This is a genomic window from Uruburuella testudinis (assembly GCF_022870865.1).
In the GTDB taxonomy this organism is placed as follows: Bacteria; Pseudomonadota; Gammaproteobacteria; order Burkholderiales; family Neisseriaceae; genus Neisseria; species Neisseria testudinis.
On record NZ_CP091508.1, the window covers coordinates 2,668,547 to 2,685,105 of the forward strand.

Annotated in this window: 10 protein-coding genes; 9 read left to right on the top strand and 1 reads right to left on the bottom strand. The window is 55.1% G+C overall.

Annotation, left to right across the window (positions count from 1 at the left end):
* Positions 1-211: 211 nt before the first annotated feature.
* The 9 genes from LVJ83_RS12290 to ubiM all read left to right on the top strand — a co-directional run bounded on the left by LVJ83_RS12290 (position 212) and on the right by ubiM (position 13,602).
* On the top strand, positions 212-1,162 hold the full coding sequence (locus tag LVJ83_RS12290; protein ID WP_244784954.1) for an alpha/beta hydrolase: 951 nt from the start codon (positions 212-214) through the stop codon (positions 1,160-1,162).
* Positions 1,163-1,362: 200 nt separating this feature from the next.
* Complete coding sequence (locus LVJ83_RS12295; RefSeq protein ID WP_244784955.1) at positions 1,363-2,178, top strand: siderophore-interacting protein; 816 nt, start codon at positions 1,363-1,365, stop codon at positions 2,176-2,178.
* A gap of 768 nt (positions 2,179-2,946) precedes the next feature.
* The gene (locus LVJ83_RS12300; protein ID WP_244784956.1) at positions 2,947-3,924 is read left to right on the top strand and encodes a siderophore ABC transporter substrate-binding protein; all 978 of its coding nucleotides are present in this window, start codon (positions 2,947-2,949) and stop codon (positions 3,922-3,924) included.
* 944 nt (positions 3,925-4,868) lie between these two features.
* Positions 4,869-5,837 (top strand): ABC transporter permease, encoded by a 969-nt coding sequence (locus LVJ83_RS12305; RefSeq protein WP_244784957.1) that lies wholly within the window; start codon positions 4,869-4,871, stop codon positions 5,835-5,837.
* Positions 5,827-6,789, top strand: coding sequence for an iron chelate uptake ABC transporter family permease subunit (locus tag LVJ83_RS12310; RefSeq protein WP_244784958.1), 963 nt, complete (start codon positions 5,827-5,829; stop codon positions 6,787-6,789). Before LVJ83_RS12305 ends, LVJ83_RS12310 begins: the two co-directional genes overlap by 11 nt.
* On the top strand, positions 6,786-7,544 hold the full coding sequence (locus tag LVJ83_RS12315) for an iron ABC transporter ATP-binding protein (RefSeq protein ID WP_244784959.1): 759 nt from the start codon (positions 6,786-6,788) through the stop codon (positions 7,542-7,544). The genes LVJ83_RS12310 and LVJ83_RS12315 overlap by 4 nt, the downstream gene beginning before the upstream one ends.
* A 316-nt stretch (positions 7,545-7,860) precedes the next feature.
* A complete protein-coding gene (ppc, locus tag LVJ83_RS12320; RefSeq protein ID WP_244784960.1) occupies positions 7,861-10,563 on the top strand; it encodes a phosphoenolpyruvate carboxylase in 2,703 nt (900 codons plus the stop codon).
* A gap of 344 nt (positions 10,564-10,907) precedes the next feature.
* On the top strand, positions 10,908-12,056 hold the full coding sequence (locus LVJ83_RS12325) for a 5-methyltetrahydropteroyltriglutamate--homocysteine S-methyltransferase (RefSeq protein ID WP_244784961.1): 1,149 nt from the start codon (positions 10,908-10,910) through the stop codon (positions 12,054-12,056).
* Between the two features lie 361 nt (positions 12,057-12,417).
* Entirely contained in the window at positions 12,418-13,602 is a 1,185-nt protein-coding gene (ubiM, locus tag LVJ83_RS12330) for a 5-demethoxyubiquinol-8 5-hydroxylase UbiM (RefSeq protein ID WP_244784962.1), read from the top strand.
* A gap of 1,189 nt (positions 13,603-14,791) precedes the next feature.
* Here ubiM and LVJ83_RS12335 read toward each other — a convergent pair.
* A complete protein-coding gene (locus tag LVJ83_RS12335) occupies positions 14,792-16,393 on the bottom strand; it encodes an isocitrate lyase (RefSeq protein ID WP_244784963.1) in 1,602 nt (533 codons plus the stop codon).
* Between the last annotated feature and the right edge of the window lie 166 nt (positions 16,394-16,559).

Below are 16,559 nucleotides of genomic sequence, written 5' to 3' on the forward strand. Positions count from 1 at the left end.
GTCTGCCCGGCAACCGAACATTAAAACAGATAGCGGAGCCTGTCGAAGCCGCAAACGGCCGACAGGCGCAGCTTCAATAAACTTACCCATTCATCAAAATAACCGGCATCGGCTCAAAGCGGAGCAGTTGTCTTGGCTCCGCCCTGCCTTATTAGCTGACTTTTGTGAATCGGTATAAACCCCGCAACCGCCTTTCAGACGGCCTTAATCTATGCTGAGAATCATTGTTTGCATGACCGCCCTGCTGCTGGCTGCCCACAGCCACAGCGCCACGCCGCCCGACATGAGCCGCAAAGCCGATTTTTCAGTGTTTGCCGCGCCCGATAGCGGCTACCACTTTACAACGCTGGATTTTCCCGCCGCCAACCGCATGCCGCCACATCGTGTGTATGTGGGCATTCCTGCTGCCGCACCGCCCGCCGGCGGCTTCCCCGCCTTGTTTGCGCTCGACGGCAACGCCCTGCCCGAATTGCTCGATGCCGCCCGCCTGCGCCGCTTGGCTGCCGAATCGCCGCCGGTGTTGGTGTTAATCGGCTATGCCAACGATTTGCGTTTTGACGGTGCCGCCCGCGCCTACGACTACACCCCGCCCGATACCGGCGGACAGCCGCTCACCGATGATTTCGACCCCGCACGCCGCAACGGCGGTGCCGCCGCATTTTTACAGCTTATCCACACACAAATCCGCCCCGCCGTTGCCGACCTGGCGCCGCTTAACCCGCAGCGGCAAACGCTGTGGGGGCATTCCTACGGCGGCCTGTTTGTGCTCTACACGCTGTTGCAGCAGCCCGATGCGTTTACGCAATACATCGCCGCCGACCCTTCTTTATGGTGGCAGCGCGGCCTGTTTTTAAAACAAGCCGAGCAAGCGTTCAGACGGCCTCTCAGCTTTCCGCCGCACACACAATTATGGCTGCACCAAAGCGGTTTGAAAGAAGCCAAAACCGCACGCAACCCGCAACAACAGCAGCGCATCGCCGCCCGCGACCGTGCCATAGCTGCCGTGCCGCCCGATGCTGCAAAAACGCTGGCCGCCCAACTGGCGCAACAACCCGGCCTGACCGTGCATTATCAGAATCACCCGCAGCACAGCCACGGCAGCCTGCTGGCCGCTTCGTTTCAGACGGCCTTAACACTTGCCGCCGAAGCTAAACCGCAGTAGGCTGAATCCGCAACCGGGCTGCCCGAGCGTTTGCCGCTGCTGTTGTTTTTTTTCAACACAACAGAGGTCTTGGCAACTCTCTGCCGAAACATCAGCCCATGCAACACCGCCCACAAAACCGGCACAAGCCGTATCAACAGCCCGGCTGCATGCCGCCCCACCACCACTTATCTGTGGGCACCGCCCACGCTGGAGCCCCTATGACCCCGTCCCCACCCAAACGCGCGCGCCTGATTCGGGTGCAAAGCTGGCACGATCTCAGCCCCAACCTGCGCCGTATTGTTTTTCACAGCCCCGAGCTGGCCGATTATCCGTTTGAATGCAACGGCGCCCACATCAAGATTTTTCTGCCGCAACCCGGCCAAAGCGAGCCGGTAATGCCGGAAATCACCCCGCACGGCCCGCGCTGGCCAAACAAAGCCAGCGCGCCCTACAAACGCTCCTACACCTTGAGCGCTTACGACCGCGAAGCCTGCACGCTGGCGATTGATTTTGTGTTGCACGGCGACAACGGCCCCGCATCGGCGTTTGCCGAACAGGTGCAAAGCGGTCAAACCATCGGCGTATCACCGCCCGCCGGCAAGCGCGGCCTGCTCGAAGCCGCACCCTGCTGCCTATTGGCGGGAGACTTGAGCGCCCTGCCCGCCATCACCGCCATGCTGGCCGACATGGCCGCCGACACACAAGGCTGCGTGTTGCTGTGGCTGCCCGAAAGCGCCGACCTGCCCGCAAGCTTGCCCAAACCCGCCGGCGTGGAAATCAAACTGTTTACCGATGCCGATGCCGACCCGATGGGCAAGCTGGTGCGCAGCGCCGAAGCCTGGCAGCCCTGCGGCAGCGATGCCCGCGTGTGGTTTGCCGGCGAAGCCGAAATGGTGGCCGCGCTGCGCCCGATTGCGCGGGTGAAATGGCAGCTCCCCGCCGGCCAATGCTACGCCGTGCCGTTTTGGCGGCGCGGTGAAGATGAAGAGCAATACCACCGGCAACGGCATGATTTTATGGACAGCGATGCCTAGGGTATTTTGACAATTCGTTTATAAGGGGATTTTTGTTCCTGAACATGCAGATGCCAGGCAAAAAAGGCAGCAAGATTGGATATCTTGCGAGGCTTTTTAACGCAGCAGATGCGTTTTCAGGAGCCAAAAGCACCCATCAATCGAATGGTCAGGAAACCCTAAGGTATCCTATAGATTCGGCAATTTTAATTCTAAAAATATTTTGTTAATTTCTTTTTAAAACAATTAGATTGATTTAAAAAAATCAGTTATTTACTTGCCGCTTCTATAAGCGCCGCAGCCATACACAAACGCCTGCTTTTCAGACGGCCTGCAGCTGTTGCAAAACTTCTGCCGGATACGCCGGCACAAAAAACGCATCACGCATTCCAAACCACAGCAACAGTGCTCATCGCCATACAATGCCATGCAGACATTTTGCAACAGCTGCAGGCCGTCTGAAAAAAATGCGGCAATCTTGCACAAGCGCTCAAAAACAGCCTAACCGCCGCGCCGCCCCACCCGCTGATTGTTCAAACACCGTGACCGTATGATATTTACTGGCATTTATAGCGGTTTTGTGTCAAAATGAAAGATAACTATTATCACTACATAACTCAGGCCGTCTGAAGCCTTGTTTGCTGAAGTTTCAGACGGCCTAGGGTGTTCTGACCATTCGTTTATTAAAGAGATTTTTGCTCTTGAAAAGGCAGCTGCGTTTTCAGGGCAAATATCCGGCAATCACATGTTCAGAAACCCTCATCACTCTCATCTTTTTGGAGCAACTGCATGACTTTACGTTTGACCGCCTTGGCGCTGTGCTGCGCCGCCGCCCTGAGCGCCTGTTCGCAACAAAACCACACTTCTGAAGCCGCCGCATCGGCCGTATCCGCCGCGGTAAGTGCTTCCGACACCCAAGCCGCTGCCGGCAATGTCGCCATCGAAACCGCACGCGGTGAAGCCACTGTGCCGGCCAAGCCCGAACGTGTGGCTGTATACGACTGGGGCATGCTCGACACGCTCACCAAGCTGGGCGTGCCCGTGGGCGCCACCACCGATGTAGTGCGTTTGGACTACCTCAAAGACGTGGCCGCAAAAGCCGCTCATGTCGGCACCTTGTTTGAGCCGAACTATGAAGCGCTCAACGCCTTTCAGCCGCAATTAATCGTTACCGGCTCGCGCACCGCACCGGCGTTCGACCAGCTCGGCAAACTCGCGCCCACCATCGAAATGACGGCCGATACCACCAATATGCGTGCCAGCACCGAAGCACGCATTGATGCGTTTGCCAAAATTTTCGGCAAAGAAACCGAAGCGGCCGCGCTGAAAAAAGAAATCGATGATGCCTTTACCGCCGCCAAAACCGCGGCCGCAGGCAAAGGCAACGGTTTGGTGATTATCGTCAACGGCGGCAAAGTTTCCGCCTTCGGCCCCGATTCGCGCTTCGGCTGGATTCACAAAGAAGTGGGCGTGCCCACGGTTGACCCCGATATCAAAGAAGGTTCGCACGGCCAACCCGCTTCGTTTGAATACATCAAACAACGCAACCCCGACTGGCTGTTTGTGCTCGACCGCGGCGCAGCCATCGGCCAGGAGGGCGAATCGGCCAAAGATGTGTTGAACAATCCGCTGATTGCCGAAACCACAGCGTGGAAAAAAGGCCAAGTGGTGTATCTGATTCCCGAAAACTATCTGGCCGCCGGCGGTGCGCAACAACTGCTCAATGCCACCGCGCAAGTACGCGAAGCATTTGAAGCGGCGAAATAACAGCTGGAGCCGCAATACACAGAACGCCCGCACACGGGCTTCTGTGTGTTGTCGCTTTCAGACGGCCTGATTCATTGAAATAATATGTCAGGAAACAGGCAAACCTTGCGGCTTGCTGCCCTCTCCCTAGCCCTCTCCCACGGGAGAGGGAACGGGTTACTGAAATCTGAAAGCTTCGCAGATGGTATTTAAACCACTGTAGCTTACTTGAGATAAACAAACGAAAATGGTTGAAGCTGCACAACCTTTTCAGACGGCCAGCCACCGCATTCCCTCTCCCGTGGGAGAGGGAATGGGTTACCGAAATCTGAAAGCTTCGCAGATGGTATTTAAACCACTACAGTTTACTTGAGATAAACGAACGAAAATGGTTGAAGCTGCACAACCTTTTCAGACGACCAGCCACCGCATCCCCTCTCCCGTGGGAGAGGGTTAGGGAGAGGGCTGCAAACCGTAGGTTTGCTTACCCGCGCCAACCCGAATACTCATAATGAGCCTGTGCAGACAGAGAGGCGCCAGAATAGTTGGAGATTGAGCCGGCATCAGCGCAAACCAATAAAACCCATGCGCTGAAACACCACCTGAAAGCCGCACAACCTTTTCAGATGGCCTGATTCATTGAAATAACATGTCAGGCAACAAGCAAACCTTGCGGCTTGCCGCCCTCTCCCTAGCCCTCTCCCACGGGAGAGGGAACGGGTTACTGAAATCTGAAAGCTTCGCAGATGGTATTTAAACCACTACAGCTTACTTGAGATAAGCAAACGAAAATGGTTGAAGCCGCACAACCTTTTCAGACGGCCTGCCACCGCATTCCCTCTCCCGTGGGAGAGGGCTAGGGAGAGGGCAGCAAACCGCAAGGTTTGCTTGCCCATGCAAAAGACAACACAACCCATCAGGCCGTCTGAAACACCGAAAATAAAAAACCGAAGAAACGAATGTTTATGCAACATAAAGCCCGTATGCTCAACTTAGGCAGCCTTGCTGCGCTGATGCTGCTGTTTGTCGTCAGCCTGTCGGTGGGGGTGGCCGATTTCAGTTGGCAGAATCTTCTGAATATGTCCGACCAATGGCAGCTCTTGCTCATCAGCCGCCTGCCGCGCACGTTTGCGATTGTGCTTACCGGTGCTTCGCTGGCGGTGGCCGGTATGATTTTGCAGATTTTGATGAAAAACCGCTTTATCGAGCCTTCTATGGTGGGCGCTACCCAAAGCGCGGCGCTGGGGCTGCTGGTGATGACGCTGCTGTTCCCCGCTGCGACGCTGATGTTGAAAATGTCGGCGGCGGCGGCGGCGGCGCTGTTGGGCATGCTGCTGTTTATGCTGCTTATCCGCCGCCTGCCGCCCACGGCGCAGCTGATGGTGCCGCTGGTGGGGATTATTTTCGGCAGCATTATCGAATCGGCCACCACGTTTATCGCTTATGAAACCGAAACGCTGCAATTGCTGGGCATCTGGCAGCAAGGTGATTTTTCGGGGGTGTTGCTGGGGCGTTATGAATTATTGTGGCTGGCCGGCGCGCTGGCGCTGGCGGCTTATTTTATCGCCGACCAGCTTACCATTCTCGGCCTCGGTGAAACGGTGAGCGTGAATCTGGGCTTGAACCGCAAAACGATTTTGTGGGCCGGGCTGCTGATTGTGGCGCTGATTACTTCGCTGGTGGTGGTAACGGTGGGCGGCATTCCGTTTATCGGCCTGGTGGTGCCCAATATCGCCAGCCGCCTGATGGGCGACAAGCTGCGCCAAAGCCTGCCGGCGGTGGCCTTGCTCGGAGCGGCGCTGGTGCTGTTGTGCGACATTATCGGCCGCGTTATCCGCTTTCCGTTTGAAATTCCGGTGGCCACTGTTTTCGGCGTGGTCGGCACGGTGCTGTTTTTATGGTTATTGATGAGGAAAAACGCCCATGCCGTCTGAAAAACGCAACCTGCTGCTGGCCGCGCTGCTGCTCATCGCCGCCTGCACGCTGTTTATGACTCTGAACGCCCACGGCAACTGGGGTTTTGTGCTGCCCCTGCGCGCCACCAAGCTGCTGGCGATTCTGCTGGTGGCCTACGCCATCGGCATTTCGACGCTGCTGTTCCAAACCCTGACCAACAATCCGATTCTCACGCCTTCACTGTTGGGTTTCGACACTCTGTATGTGTTTCTGCAAACGCTGCTGGTGCTGATATTCGGCAGCATCGGCTATGTGCAGCTCGACAGCAACTGGAAATTCGGCGCCGAATTGCTGATTATGCTCGGCGGCTCGCTGCTGCTGTTTCAAGTATTGCTGCGCGAGGGCGGCCGCGATTTGGCGCGCATGATTTTAATCGGTGTGATTTTCGGCATTTTCTTCCGCAGCATCACCAGCCTGATGCAGCGGCTGATCGACCCGGAAGAATTTGCGGTGGTGCAGTCGGTGTCATACGCTTCGTTTAATTCATTCAACCAAAACCTGCTGCTGCCCTCGCTGATGGTGGTGTTGGCCAGTATGTTTTTTATCTGGCGCGAACGCCACCGCCTCGATGTGCACATGCTCGGGCGCGATCAAACCATCAACCTGGGCATTCCCTACCAACGCAATATCTTGTGGATTCTGGTTTGGGTTGCCGTGCTCGTGGCCACCGCCACCGCGCTGGTGGGGCCGTTCGGCTACCCGGTCAGCTTCTTCGGGCTGCTGGTCTGCGCCCTGGCCAACCACTTCGCCGCCACACTGCACCACAGCATCCGCCTGCCGATGTCGTTTCTGATTGCCGCGCTGCTGCTGGTGGGCGGCCAAACCCTGTTTGAGCATGTATTGGGCATGCAGGCGGTGTTGAGCGTGGTGGTCGAATTTGCCGGCGGTTTAGTGTTCCTGTATTTGATTCTGCGGAAAAAACAAGCATGATTACCATTGAAAACGTCAGCCACCAAATCGGCGGCCATCCCATTTTAAACAACATCAACCTCGAAATTCCGGCCGGCGGCATCACCGCCCTGATCGGCCCCAACGGCGCCGGTAAATCTACCCTGCTCTCGCTGATGGCGCGGCTGCAACCGCTCTCGCAAGGCAGCATCTGCTACAACGGCCACGACATCCGCCACACACCCACCGCCGAAATGGCACGCATCATGTCGATACTCACACAGGAAAACGGCCTGCAAAGCCGCATTTCCGTGCGCGATTTATTGATGTTCGGCCGCTACCCCTACCATCAGGGCCGCCCAAAAGCCGTCGATCACGAAATCGTGGCCAACGCCCTGCATGAATTCCAGCTTGAATCATTTGCCGCACGCTATCTCACCGAGCTCTCCGGCGGCCAGCGCCAACGCGCCATGATTGCGATGGTGTTTTGCCAAAGCACCGACTATGTGCTCTTGGATGAGCCGCTGAATAATCTCGACATGTATTACGCCCGCAACCTGATGCAGCTGTTGCGCCGCCTCACCCACGAACACCGGCGCACCACGGTGGTGGTATTGCACGACATCAACCAGGCCGCCGCCTACGCCGATCACATCATCGCCATGCAAAACGGCGAGGTCAGCTTTGCCGGCGCGCCCGACGAAGTGTTTACCCCCGCCAACATCAAAACCCTGTTCGGCATGGATGTGGCGGTGTTGGATTATGAAGGCAAAAAGCTGGTGGTGCACCACGTGTAAACCCATGCACACAAACAAGCTGACCGCGTTGGCCGCCTTGTTTGCTTACTTTTGTGCATGGGGTAATCACGCCGTTAAAAGCCAAAGGCCGTCTGAAACTAAATTTCAGACGGCCTTTGGCTTTACATAAAAACACACAACACCCTAATGTTTCATCTTTTCATAATCAGCTGTTTATTATTCAAAATAAAATCAAAATCTAGATTTATATCAAGCTACATACAACTACATTGTCATCACTTATGGCTTCTCATTCAGGCTTGCTATACAATCGGTTGTACTTTAATTTCATTTCGAATCCGCAAACGAGAACGCCATGCAGCTTTATATCCTCAATAATCCCAAAGATGCGCCTTTGGCCGCCGATGCCGAATTTCTCACCGAAGCGCTGTTCAACCTGCTACAAAAAGAAACCAGCGAAGCGGTGTTAAACGCCGTGAAGATACTGCCCACCTCGGCCGACAGCAGCAAAATCATCGAAACGCTGCTGCCCGAGCTGGATGAAACGCAAACTCAAAACCTGATTCTCGCCTGCGGCCTGTTTGCGCAAATGCTCAACATCGCCGAAGACATTCACCACGAGCGCCGCCGTCAGATTCATGAACATGCCGGCCACAGCGCCGCTGCGGGCAGCCTCGCCGAAACCGTGCGCAAACTGCAAGCACGCAACATCGGCACAAACGAAGTACAACAACAGCTCGACCGCACCCACATCGCCGCCGTGCTCACCGCCCACCCCACCGAAGTGCAGCGCCAGGCCACGCTTAATTTCCACCGCCGCATCCGCGCACTGCTGCCGCAACGAGAACATTGCGCCACAGAAGAAGCGCTGGCCGAATTGCGCCGCGAAGTGGAAGCCACGCTGCTGGCACTGTGGCAAACCAGCGAAACCCGTCATTTTAAAATTACCGTGAAAGATGAAATCAACAACGGCGTATCGATTTTCCCGCTCAGCTTTTTCCAAGCACTGCCCAAACTCTACCGCAGCATCGAGCACCAGTTTCAGACGGCCTGGCCGGATATCGAAGTGCCCGACATCCTGCAAGTGGGCGGCTGGATCGGCGGCGACCGCGACGGCAACCCTTTTGTTTCTGCCGAAACCCTGCGCCATGCGTTTACCCGCCATGCCGACACCGTGTTTCACTATTACCGCAAGCAATTGGGCGAGCTGTATCAGGATTTGCCGCTTTCCATCCGCCGCGTAAACGTGAACGAAGATGTGCTGCACCTCGCCGCCCAGTCTCCCGACACCGAAATCGCCCATGAAGAAGAGCCTTACCGCCGCGCCACCGCCTATATCATGGCACGCCTGATCGGCAAAGGCCGCCAAATCGGCCTCACGCTCGGCTGCCGCTTCGGCCTGCTTGAGCCTTATCCCGATGCCGAAAGCTTTATCGCCGATCTGAAAACCATGCAGCAATCACTGCGCGACAACGGCAGCGGGGCGCTGGCGCAAGCACGCCTGGCCGACATCATCCGCACCGCATCGGTGTTCGGCTTTTTCCTGATGCCGCTCGATTTGCGCCAACACGGCGGCAAACATGCCGAAGTGGTGGCCGAATTGTTTCAACAGGCCGGCCTCGAAGATTATTCCGCCCTTTCCGAACCGCAAAAACAGGCCGCCCTGCTGCGCGAACTACAAAACCGGCGCCCGCTCTACAACCGCTATATCCACTACAGCGATGCCGCCGAACACGAGCTGGCCATATTCAACGAAGCGCGCAAAATCAAAGACGAATTGGGCGAAAACGCCATCAGCCAAAGCATCATTTCCAATGCCGAAAATGCCAGCGACCTGTTGGCGTTGGCGCTGCTGCTGAAAGAAAGCGGCCTGCTGGTCTGGGAAAACGGCAAGCCCAAAAGCCGCCTGAACATTGTGCCGCTGTTTGAAACCATCGAAGCGCTGGAAAACGCCTGCCCGGTGATGGAAACCATGTTTTCCCTGCCCTGGTATCGTGACTTGCTCGCCGGCCGCGACAACATTCAGGAAATCATGCTCGGCTATTCCGATTCCAACAAAGACGGCGGCTACGTCAGCAGCTCATGGGGGCTGTATCAGGCCGAATCGGGGCTGGTGGCGCTGTTCAAACGCCACAATGTGCGCATGCGTCTGTTTCACGGCCGCGGCGGCAGCGTCGGTCGCGGCGGCGGCCCCTCTTATCAGGCCATCATCGCCCAACCCGCCGGCAGCGTGGCCGGGCAGATCCGCATCACCGAGCAAGGCGAAGTGATTACCGCCAAATATGCCGATGCCGGCAACGCCCGCCGCAATCTGGAAACACTGGTAGCGGCCACGCTGGAAGCCAGCCTGCTGGCCGAACAGCAAGACCCCGACCCCGCGCTGATGCAGGCGCTGTCCGACAGCGCGTTTGCCCATTACCGCAAGCTGATTACCCACCCCGATTTCATCGACTATTTCCTGCAAACCAGCCCGATTCAGGAAATCGCCACCCTCAACCTCGGCAGCCGCCCCGCCAGCCGCAAAACGCTGGCGCGGATTCAAGATTTGCGCGCCATTCCGTGGGTATTTTCCTGGATGCAAAACCGGCTGATGCTGCCGGCCTGGTATGGTTTCGGCAGTGCGGTAGAAACCTTGTGCGCCGATGACAAAGGCCGTCTGAAAGCCTTACAGACTCATGCGCAAAATAACCCCTTCTTCCAAGCCATGCTGTCGAATATGGAGCAGGTAATGGCGAAAACCGACCTCACCCTGGCCGAACACTATGCCGGCCTGAGCGAATCGCCCGAACAAGCCGCTGAGATTTTCAACATGATAAAAGCAGAATACCTGAAAAGCCGCAGCGCCCTGCTCAATATTCTGCAAACCGAAGAATTGCTCAGCAACAACCGCACCCTCGCCCGCTCGCTGGCTTTGCGCATTCCCTACCTCAACGCGCTGGGCAGCCTGCAAGTGGCGCTGCTCAAGGCCTTGCGCAAAGATCCGGAAAACCCGCATCTGCTGCAAATGGTGCACCTCACCATTAACGGCGTGGCACAAGGTTTGCGCAATACCGGTTAAGGTGTCCTGCCCATTCGCTTATGAGGGGATTTTTGCCTGTAGAAATGCAGATGCAAGGCAAAAAACGCAGCAGATGTGTTTTCAGGAGCAAAATACACCCGCAAATCGAATGATTAGGATGCCCCAATACTGCTCCGACAAGCAAACGAGGCCGTCTGAACGCTTTCAGACGGCCTTTTTTCAGATCACAACCATTCCGATTATCTTAATATTTCAAAATCTTAGCAGGCCAAACCTGCTTTACACACAAGCAGCGCAACACCGCAGAAGAATTAAGTTAGACAACGATATCTGCTATACTTGCGCCGACAACAAAACCCGCAAATCATGATAAGGATAACGCCATGAGCCAGCTGTTCCCCCATGCCCGACCACGCACCCGCGCGCCCTACCGCTTTGACATTGTCGGCAGCTTCCTGCGCCCCCAAACGCTCAAGCAAGCCCGCCGCCAATGCGCCTGCGGCGAATGCAGCGCTGACGAGCTGCACAGCGTGGAAAACGCTGAAATCCGCAAATTGATCGACAACCAAAAACAAGTCGGCCTGCCCGCGGTAACCGACGGCGAATTCCGCCGCACGTGGTGGCATCTCGACTTTTTGTTTGAGCTTATCGGCGTAGAGCTGGAAGACACCGAAACCTATTCCACCCAGTTTAAAGCCCACATGCACCGCCCGGTTACCCTCAAAATCATCGATAAAATCGAATGGCCGAGCGTGCACCCCTTCCTCGAACACTACCGCGCCCTGCACGCCGAAGCCGACGGCTATCCGGTGAAATTCACCATTCCCTCGCCCAGCATGCTGCACCTGATTACCTGCGTGCGCACCCCCAATCCGCAGTTAATCGAGCGTTATACCGGCCAAAACGACGTATTGCTGGCCGACATCACCGCTGCCTATATTCAAGCGGTCAAAGCATTCTATGATTTGGGCTGCCGCAACCTGCAACTGGACGACACCTCTTGGGGCGAATTCTGCTCCGAAGAAAAACGCGCCCTCTATGCCTCGCAAGGCATTGATGTCGACCAAACCGCCCGCGATTATGTGAAAATGCTCAACGACATCCGTGCCGCCGCCCCCGCCGACATGGCCATCACCATGCACATCTGCCGCGGCAACTTCCGCTCTACCTGGTTTTCCAGCGGCGGCTACGAGCCTGTTGCCGAAATCCTGTTCGGCGGCTGCCATGTCGACGGTTTTTACCTCGAATACGACAGCGACCGCGCCGGCGACTTCAAACCGCTGCGCTTTATTAAAGACCAGCAAGTGGTATTGGGTCTGGTTACCTCCAAATCAGGCGAATTGGAAGATAAAAACGAAATCATCGCGCGCATTCAAGAAGCCACGCAATATGTCGACATCAACCAACTCTGCCTCAGCCCGCAATGCGGCTTTGCATCCACCGAAGAGGGCAATGTGCTGAGCGAAGAAGAACAATGGCAGAAACTGGCCTTTATCCGCGACATCGCCGAAGAAGTTTGGGGCGGCGCCTGAAAATAGTATTGTCAGGCCGTCTGAAAGCATTTTCTTTCAGACGGCCTTTGCATGCGCCGAGTTTTCGTGAGCAGAACCCACGCGATACCCTATAGGCCGGCTGCTTGAACCCGACATTTTTCAGATGGCTAAAATGATTTGGAATAATAGCCTATCAAACTGACTATTCATAAGTCATCATCTTTTTTGCGCCCAAAGCACATCTGCTGCGTTTGCAGGGGCAAAAAGCACCCATAAATCGAATGGTCAGGATACCCTAGGATTTGACTTACATTAAACCCATGAAATAAAGTTGCACATCATCAGCATGTTTCGTTTATGCTGATAGCCATTTGATGCACCAAATTCCGAAAGACGGTTTATGAATCTACACAGCGATATCATCATCGTCGGCGCCGGCCCCGCCGGGCTGAGCTTTGCCGCCGAATTGGCCGGCAGTGGCCTTTCCGTGACCCTTATCGAAAAGCACCCGCTCGCCACTCTGCAAAACCCGCCCTACGACGGCCGCGAAATCGCGCTGACCCACGTTTCGCGCGAAACCATGCAGCGGCTGGGTATATGGCAGCGCATTCCCGCCGATGAAATCTACCCCCTTCGCGATGCCAAAGTGCTCAACGGCCAATCGTCTTACCAGCTGCACTTTCCGCCGCCCACCCAAGCGCTGGGCGGCCCGGCCGACTGCCTCGGATTTTTGGTGTCTAACCACAACATCCGCAAAGCCGCCTATGAAGCTGTGGCCGAATTGGATAATGTTACCCTGCTGTGCGACACCGGAGTGGCCGCCGCACAAACCGATCTGCAACAAGCCTGCGTAACCCTAGACAACGGCAACACCCTCAACGCCCGCCTGCTGATTGCCGCCGACAGCCGTTTCTCGCAAACCCGCCGCCAACTCGGCATTGCCTGCGACATGCACGATTACAGCCGCACCATGTTTGTCTGCCGCATGAAGCACACCCTCTCCAACCGGCACACTGCCTACGAATGCTTCCACTATGGCCGCACCATCGCCCTCTTGCCACTGGAAGAACATCTCACCAACACTGTAATCACCGTCGACAGCGACAAAGCCGCCGAAATCGAAGCCATGAGCCCCGAAGCACTGGCCGCCAGCGTGCAGCAGCAGCTTGAAGGCCGCCTCGGCGAAATGGAACTCGTCAGCAGCATCCACGCCTATCCGCTGGTGGGCATGATTGCCGCGCGCTTCTACGGCACCCGCTGCGCACTGGTCGGCGATGCTGCCGTGGGCATGCACCCGGTGACCGCCCACGGCTTCAACCTCGGCCTCGCCAGCGCCGATATTCTGGCCAAACTGGTGCTGGAAGCCGAACGCAACGGCAAAGACATCGGCGCACAAAGCCTGCTGTCGCAATACGACACCAAACACATGCTGCATGCCAAACCGCTCTACCACGGCACCAATATGTTGCTCAAACTCTTCACCGACGAAACCCCGCCCGCCAAACTGCTGCGCAACGTGGTGCTGCGCGTGAGCAACAACCTGCCGCCGCTGAAAAAACTGATTACCAAACAACTGACCGGCTAAGGTGTTCCGGCCATCCGATTCTCTAGGGTATCCTAGGGTGTCCGGACAATTTGTTTATGAGGAGATTTTTGCCCCTGAAAATGCAGATGCCAGGCAAAAAACGCAGCAAGATTGGACATCTTGCGAGGCTTTTTAACGCAGCAGATGCGTTTTCAGGGGCAAAAAGCACCCGTAAATCGAATTGTTCGGACACCCTAGCCATACAGCCAATAAAGGCCGTCTGAAACACAAATTTTCAGACGGCCTTTAACTGATTACACTCGGCCACAAAGCAAACGTAGTCACTGTATTTGCACCCCCATCGGGCAAAAATACAGTGACTACAGGGGGTGTATCGCATGGGTTCTACTCACCAAACCCTGCGCATGCAAAGGCCGTCTGAAAACATTTTCTTTCAGACGGCCTTATATATTCAAGCCCTAAACAAGGGGCATTTCTCACGGTATCTTGAGCCAATCAGTAGCTCGCATCCCATCGTAAGGCTGATAGCCTCTTTAACTTAAAGTTGTAGGGGCTTTAATTATGCCAAACGAAATCGAACAAATCTTTTCAATCTCAACAAAATTCAAACGGGTGGAAGTCAGAAAACATTCGATCTTACCGTTATCGAGAGAAGTCATTTTCCATAAAAATAACCGCCTTGCTTGTTTGCAGAATAATGCCTATTCACAAAAGTCAGCTAACCAGGCGGCGGGTCGAAGACAGCAAAGCTAGGGTCCTGACCATTCAGAATGATTCAGATTTGATGTGCTAAAAGTACAGATGCCAGGCAAAAAATGCAGCAAGATTGGGCAGCTTGCGAGGTTTTTTAACGCAGCAGATACGTTTTCAGGGGCAAAATACACCTATAAATCAAATGGTCAGGATACCCTAATACGAAGCCGGTTAGCTTGGTGCTTCAGCGCCTTAGCGAAACCTGCTCTTTGGGCACAGGCGAGTCAACGCGGTTAGATTACTTTTGTGAACGGAATTTCTTTTGTGAACGGCATACGCAGCGGGCGCAAAAAAAGGGGCAACCCCGAAGGATTGCCCTAAATACCTCAAATCAGAGATTTACGCTTCACAAACAATACAGGCTTGCGCCTGTCTTTATCCACACGGCTCAACTCCATGCAGATAAAGGCGGTAAGGTTTCAGACGGCCTTATTATGAAGGCGGAAGCGTTGCGGCCGTCTGAAACCGTGTCGGGTTAATGGTTGAACTGGTTCATAGTATTGTCTTTACCGCTCGCTTTGAGCGCGGCTTCACCGGCAAAGTATTCTTTGTGGTTGTCGCCAATATCCGAACCGGCCATGTTTTGGTGTTTCACGCAAGCGATGCCGTTGCGGATTTCTTCACGCTGCACGTTTTTCACGTAAGCCAGCATGCCTTGGTCGGCAAAGTAGCCTTTGGCCAGCGTGTCGGTAGACAAGGCCGCGGTGTGGTAAGTCGGCAGGGTGATGAGGTGGTGGAAAATACCGGCTTCGCGTGAGGCATCGGCCTGGAAGGTGCGGATTTTCTCATCGGCCTCTTTGGCCAAATCACTGTTGTCGTAATCCACGCTCATCAGCTTGGCACGGTCATAAGCGGATACGTCTTTACCGGCTTCGCTCCAGGCATCAAACACTTGCTGGCGGAAGTTGAGCGTCCAGTTGAACGACGGGCTGTTGTTGTACACCAGCTTGGCATTCGGAATCACTTCGCGCACACGGTTAATCATTTCGGCAATCTGGCCGACGTGCGGTTTTTCGGTTTCAATCCACAGCAAATCTGCGCCGTTTTGCAGCGAGGTGATGCAGTCGAGCACCACGCGGTCAACGCCGGTGTCTTTCTTGAACTGGAACAGATTGCTCGGCAGACGCACCGGTTTGATGGTTTTGCCATTGGTGTTCACAATCACATCGCCCGGTTTCACTTGGCTGATGTCGGTGATTTCTTCGCCGTCGAGGAAGGCATTGTATTGGTCGCCCAAATCGCCCGGCTCGGTAGAGTAGGCAATCTGCTTGGTCAGACCGGCGCCCAAAGAGTCGGTGCGCGCCACGATTACGCCGTCATCCACGCCCAATTCGAGGAATGCATAGCGCACGGCGTTGATTTTGGCCAGAAAATCCACATGCGGCACGGTAACTTTGCCGTCTTGGTGGCCGCATTGTTTTTCATCAGACACTTGGTTTTCGATTTGGATACAGCACGCACCCGCTTCAATCATTTTTTTCGCCAGCAGGTAAGTAGCTTCCGCATTACCGAAACCGGCATCAATATCGGCAATAATCGGCACCACGTGGGTTTCGAAATTATCGATTTGGCTTTGGATTTCTTTGACTTTGGCTTCGTCGCCGGCTTCATTAGCGGCATCCAGCGCGGTAAACAGCAAGTCTAATTCGCGCGCATCGGCTTGGCGCAAAAAGGTGTAGAGTTCTTCAATCAAATCCGACACGCTGGTTTTTTCGTGCATCGATTGGTCGGGCAAGGGCCCGAATTGCGAGCGCAGGCCGGCAACCATCCAACCTGAAAGATACAGGTAGCGCTTATCGGTGGTTTTTTGGTGTTTTTTAATCGAAATCAGCTTTTGCTGGCCGATAAAACCATGCCAGCAGCCCAGTGATTGGGTGTATTTTGCGGAATCGGCATCGTATTCGGCCATATCTTTGCGCATGATGGCGGCAGTGTATTTGGCGATATCGAGGCCGGTTTTGAAGCGGTTTTGCAAGCGCATACGGGCAACATATTCCGGCGTGATGTCGTGCCAAGTGCTGCCGGCCTGCTGTTTCAATTCACTTGCGGCTTTAATCTCGTCTTGATAATTAGACATAAAGTTCTACTCCTTTGTTCTCGCTTGATTTTTGGATGGCCGGCCACGTATGTAATTCTTTGTAACCCGGTGTAGTCGAAATGTACCCGCTTTTTGCCCGTTTGCCAAGCCCCGCCGACAAAGTTTCTGATTTACTTAGAGATTCACAAAACCTGATAGCATATTA

What these genes read in the sequence shown, in the direction of transcription:
- LVJ83_RS12290 (WP_244784954.1), top strand. Translation starts at nt 212, where the DNA reads ATGCTGAGAATCATTGTTTGCATGACCGCCCTGCTGCTGGCTGCCCAC.
- LVJ83_RS12295 (WP_244784955.1), top strand. Translation starts at nt 1,363, where the DNA reads ATGACCCCGTCCCCACCCAAACGCGCGCGCCTGATTCGGGTGCAAAGC.
- LVJ83_RS12300 (WP_244784956.1), top strand. Translation starts at nt 2,947, where the DNA reads ATGACTTTACGTTTGACCGCCTTGGCGCTGTGCTGCGCCGCCGCCCTG.
- LVJ83_RS12305 (WP_244784957.1), top strand. Translation starts at nt 4,869, where the DNA reads ATGCAACATAAAGCCCGTATGCTCAACTTAGGCAGCCTTGCTGCGCTG.
- LVJ83_RS12310 (WP_244784958.1), top strand. Translation starts at nt 5,827, where the DNA reads ATGCCGTCTGAAAAACGCAACCTGCTGCTGGCCGCGCTGCTGCTCATC.
- LVJ83_RS12315 (WP_244784959.1), top strand. Translation starts at nt 6,786, where the DNA reads ATGATTACCATTGAAAACGTCAGCCACCAAATCGGCGGCCATCCCATT.
- ppc (WP_244784960.1), top strand. Translation starts at nt 7,861, where the DNA reads ATGCAGCTTTATATCCTCAATAATCCCAAAGATGCGCCTTTGGCCGCC.
- LVJ83_RS12325 (WP_244784961.1), top strand. Translation starts at nt 10,908, where the DNA reads ATGAGCCAGCTGTTCCCCCATGCCCGACCACGCACCCGCGCGCCCTAC.
- ubiM (WP_244784962.1), top strand. Translation starts at nt 12,418, where the DNA reads ATGAATCTACACAGCGATATCATCATCGTCGGCGCCGGCCCCGCCGGG.
- LVJ83_RS12335 (WP_244784963.1), bottom strand. Translation starts at nt 16,393, where the DNA reads ATGTCTAATTATCAAGACGAGATTAAAGCCGCAAGTGAATTGAAACAG.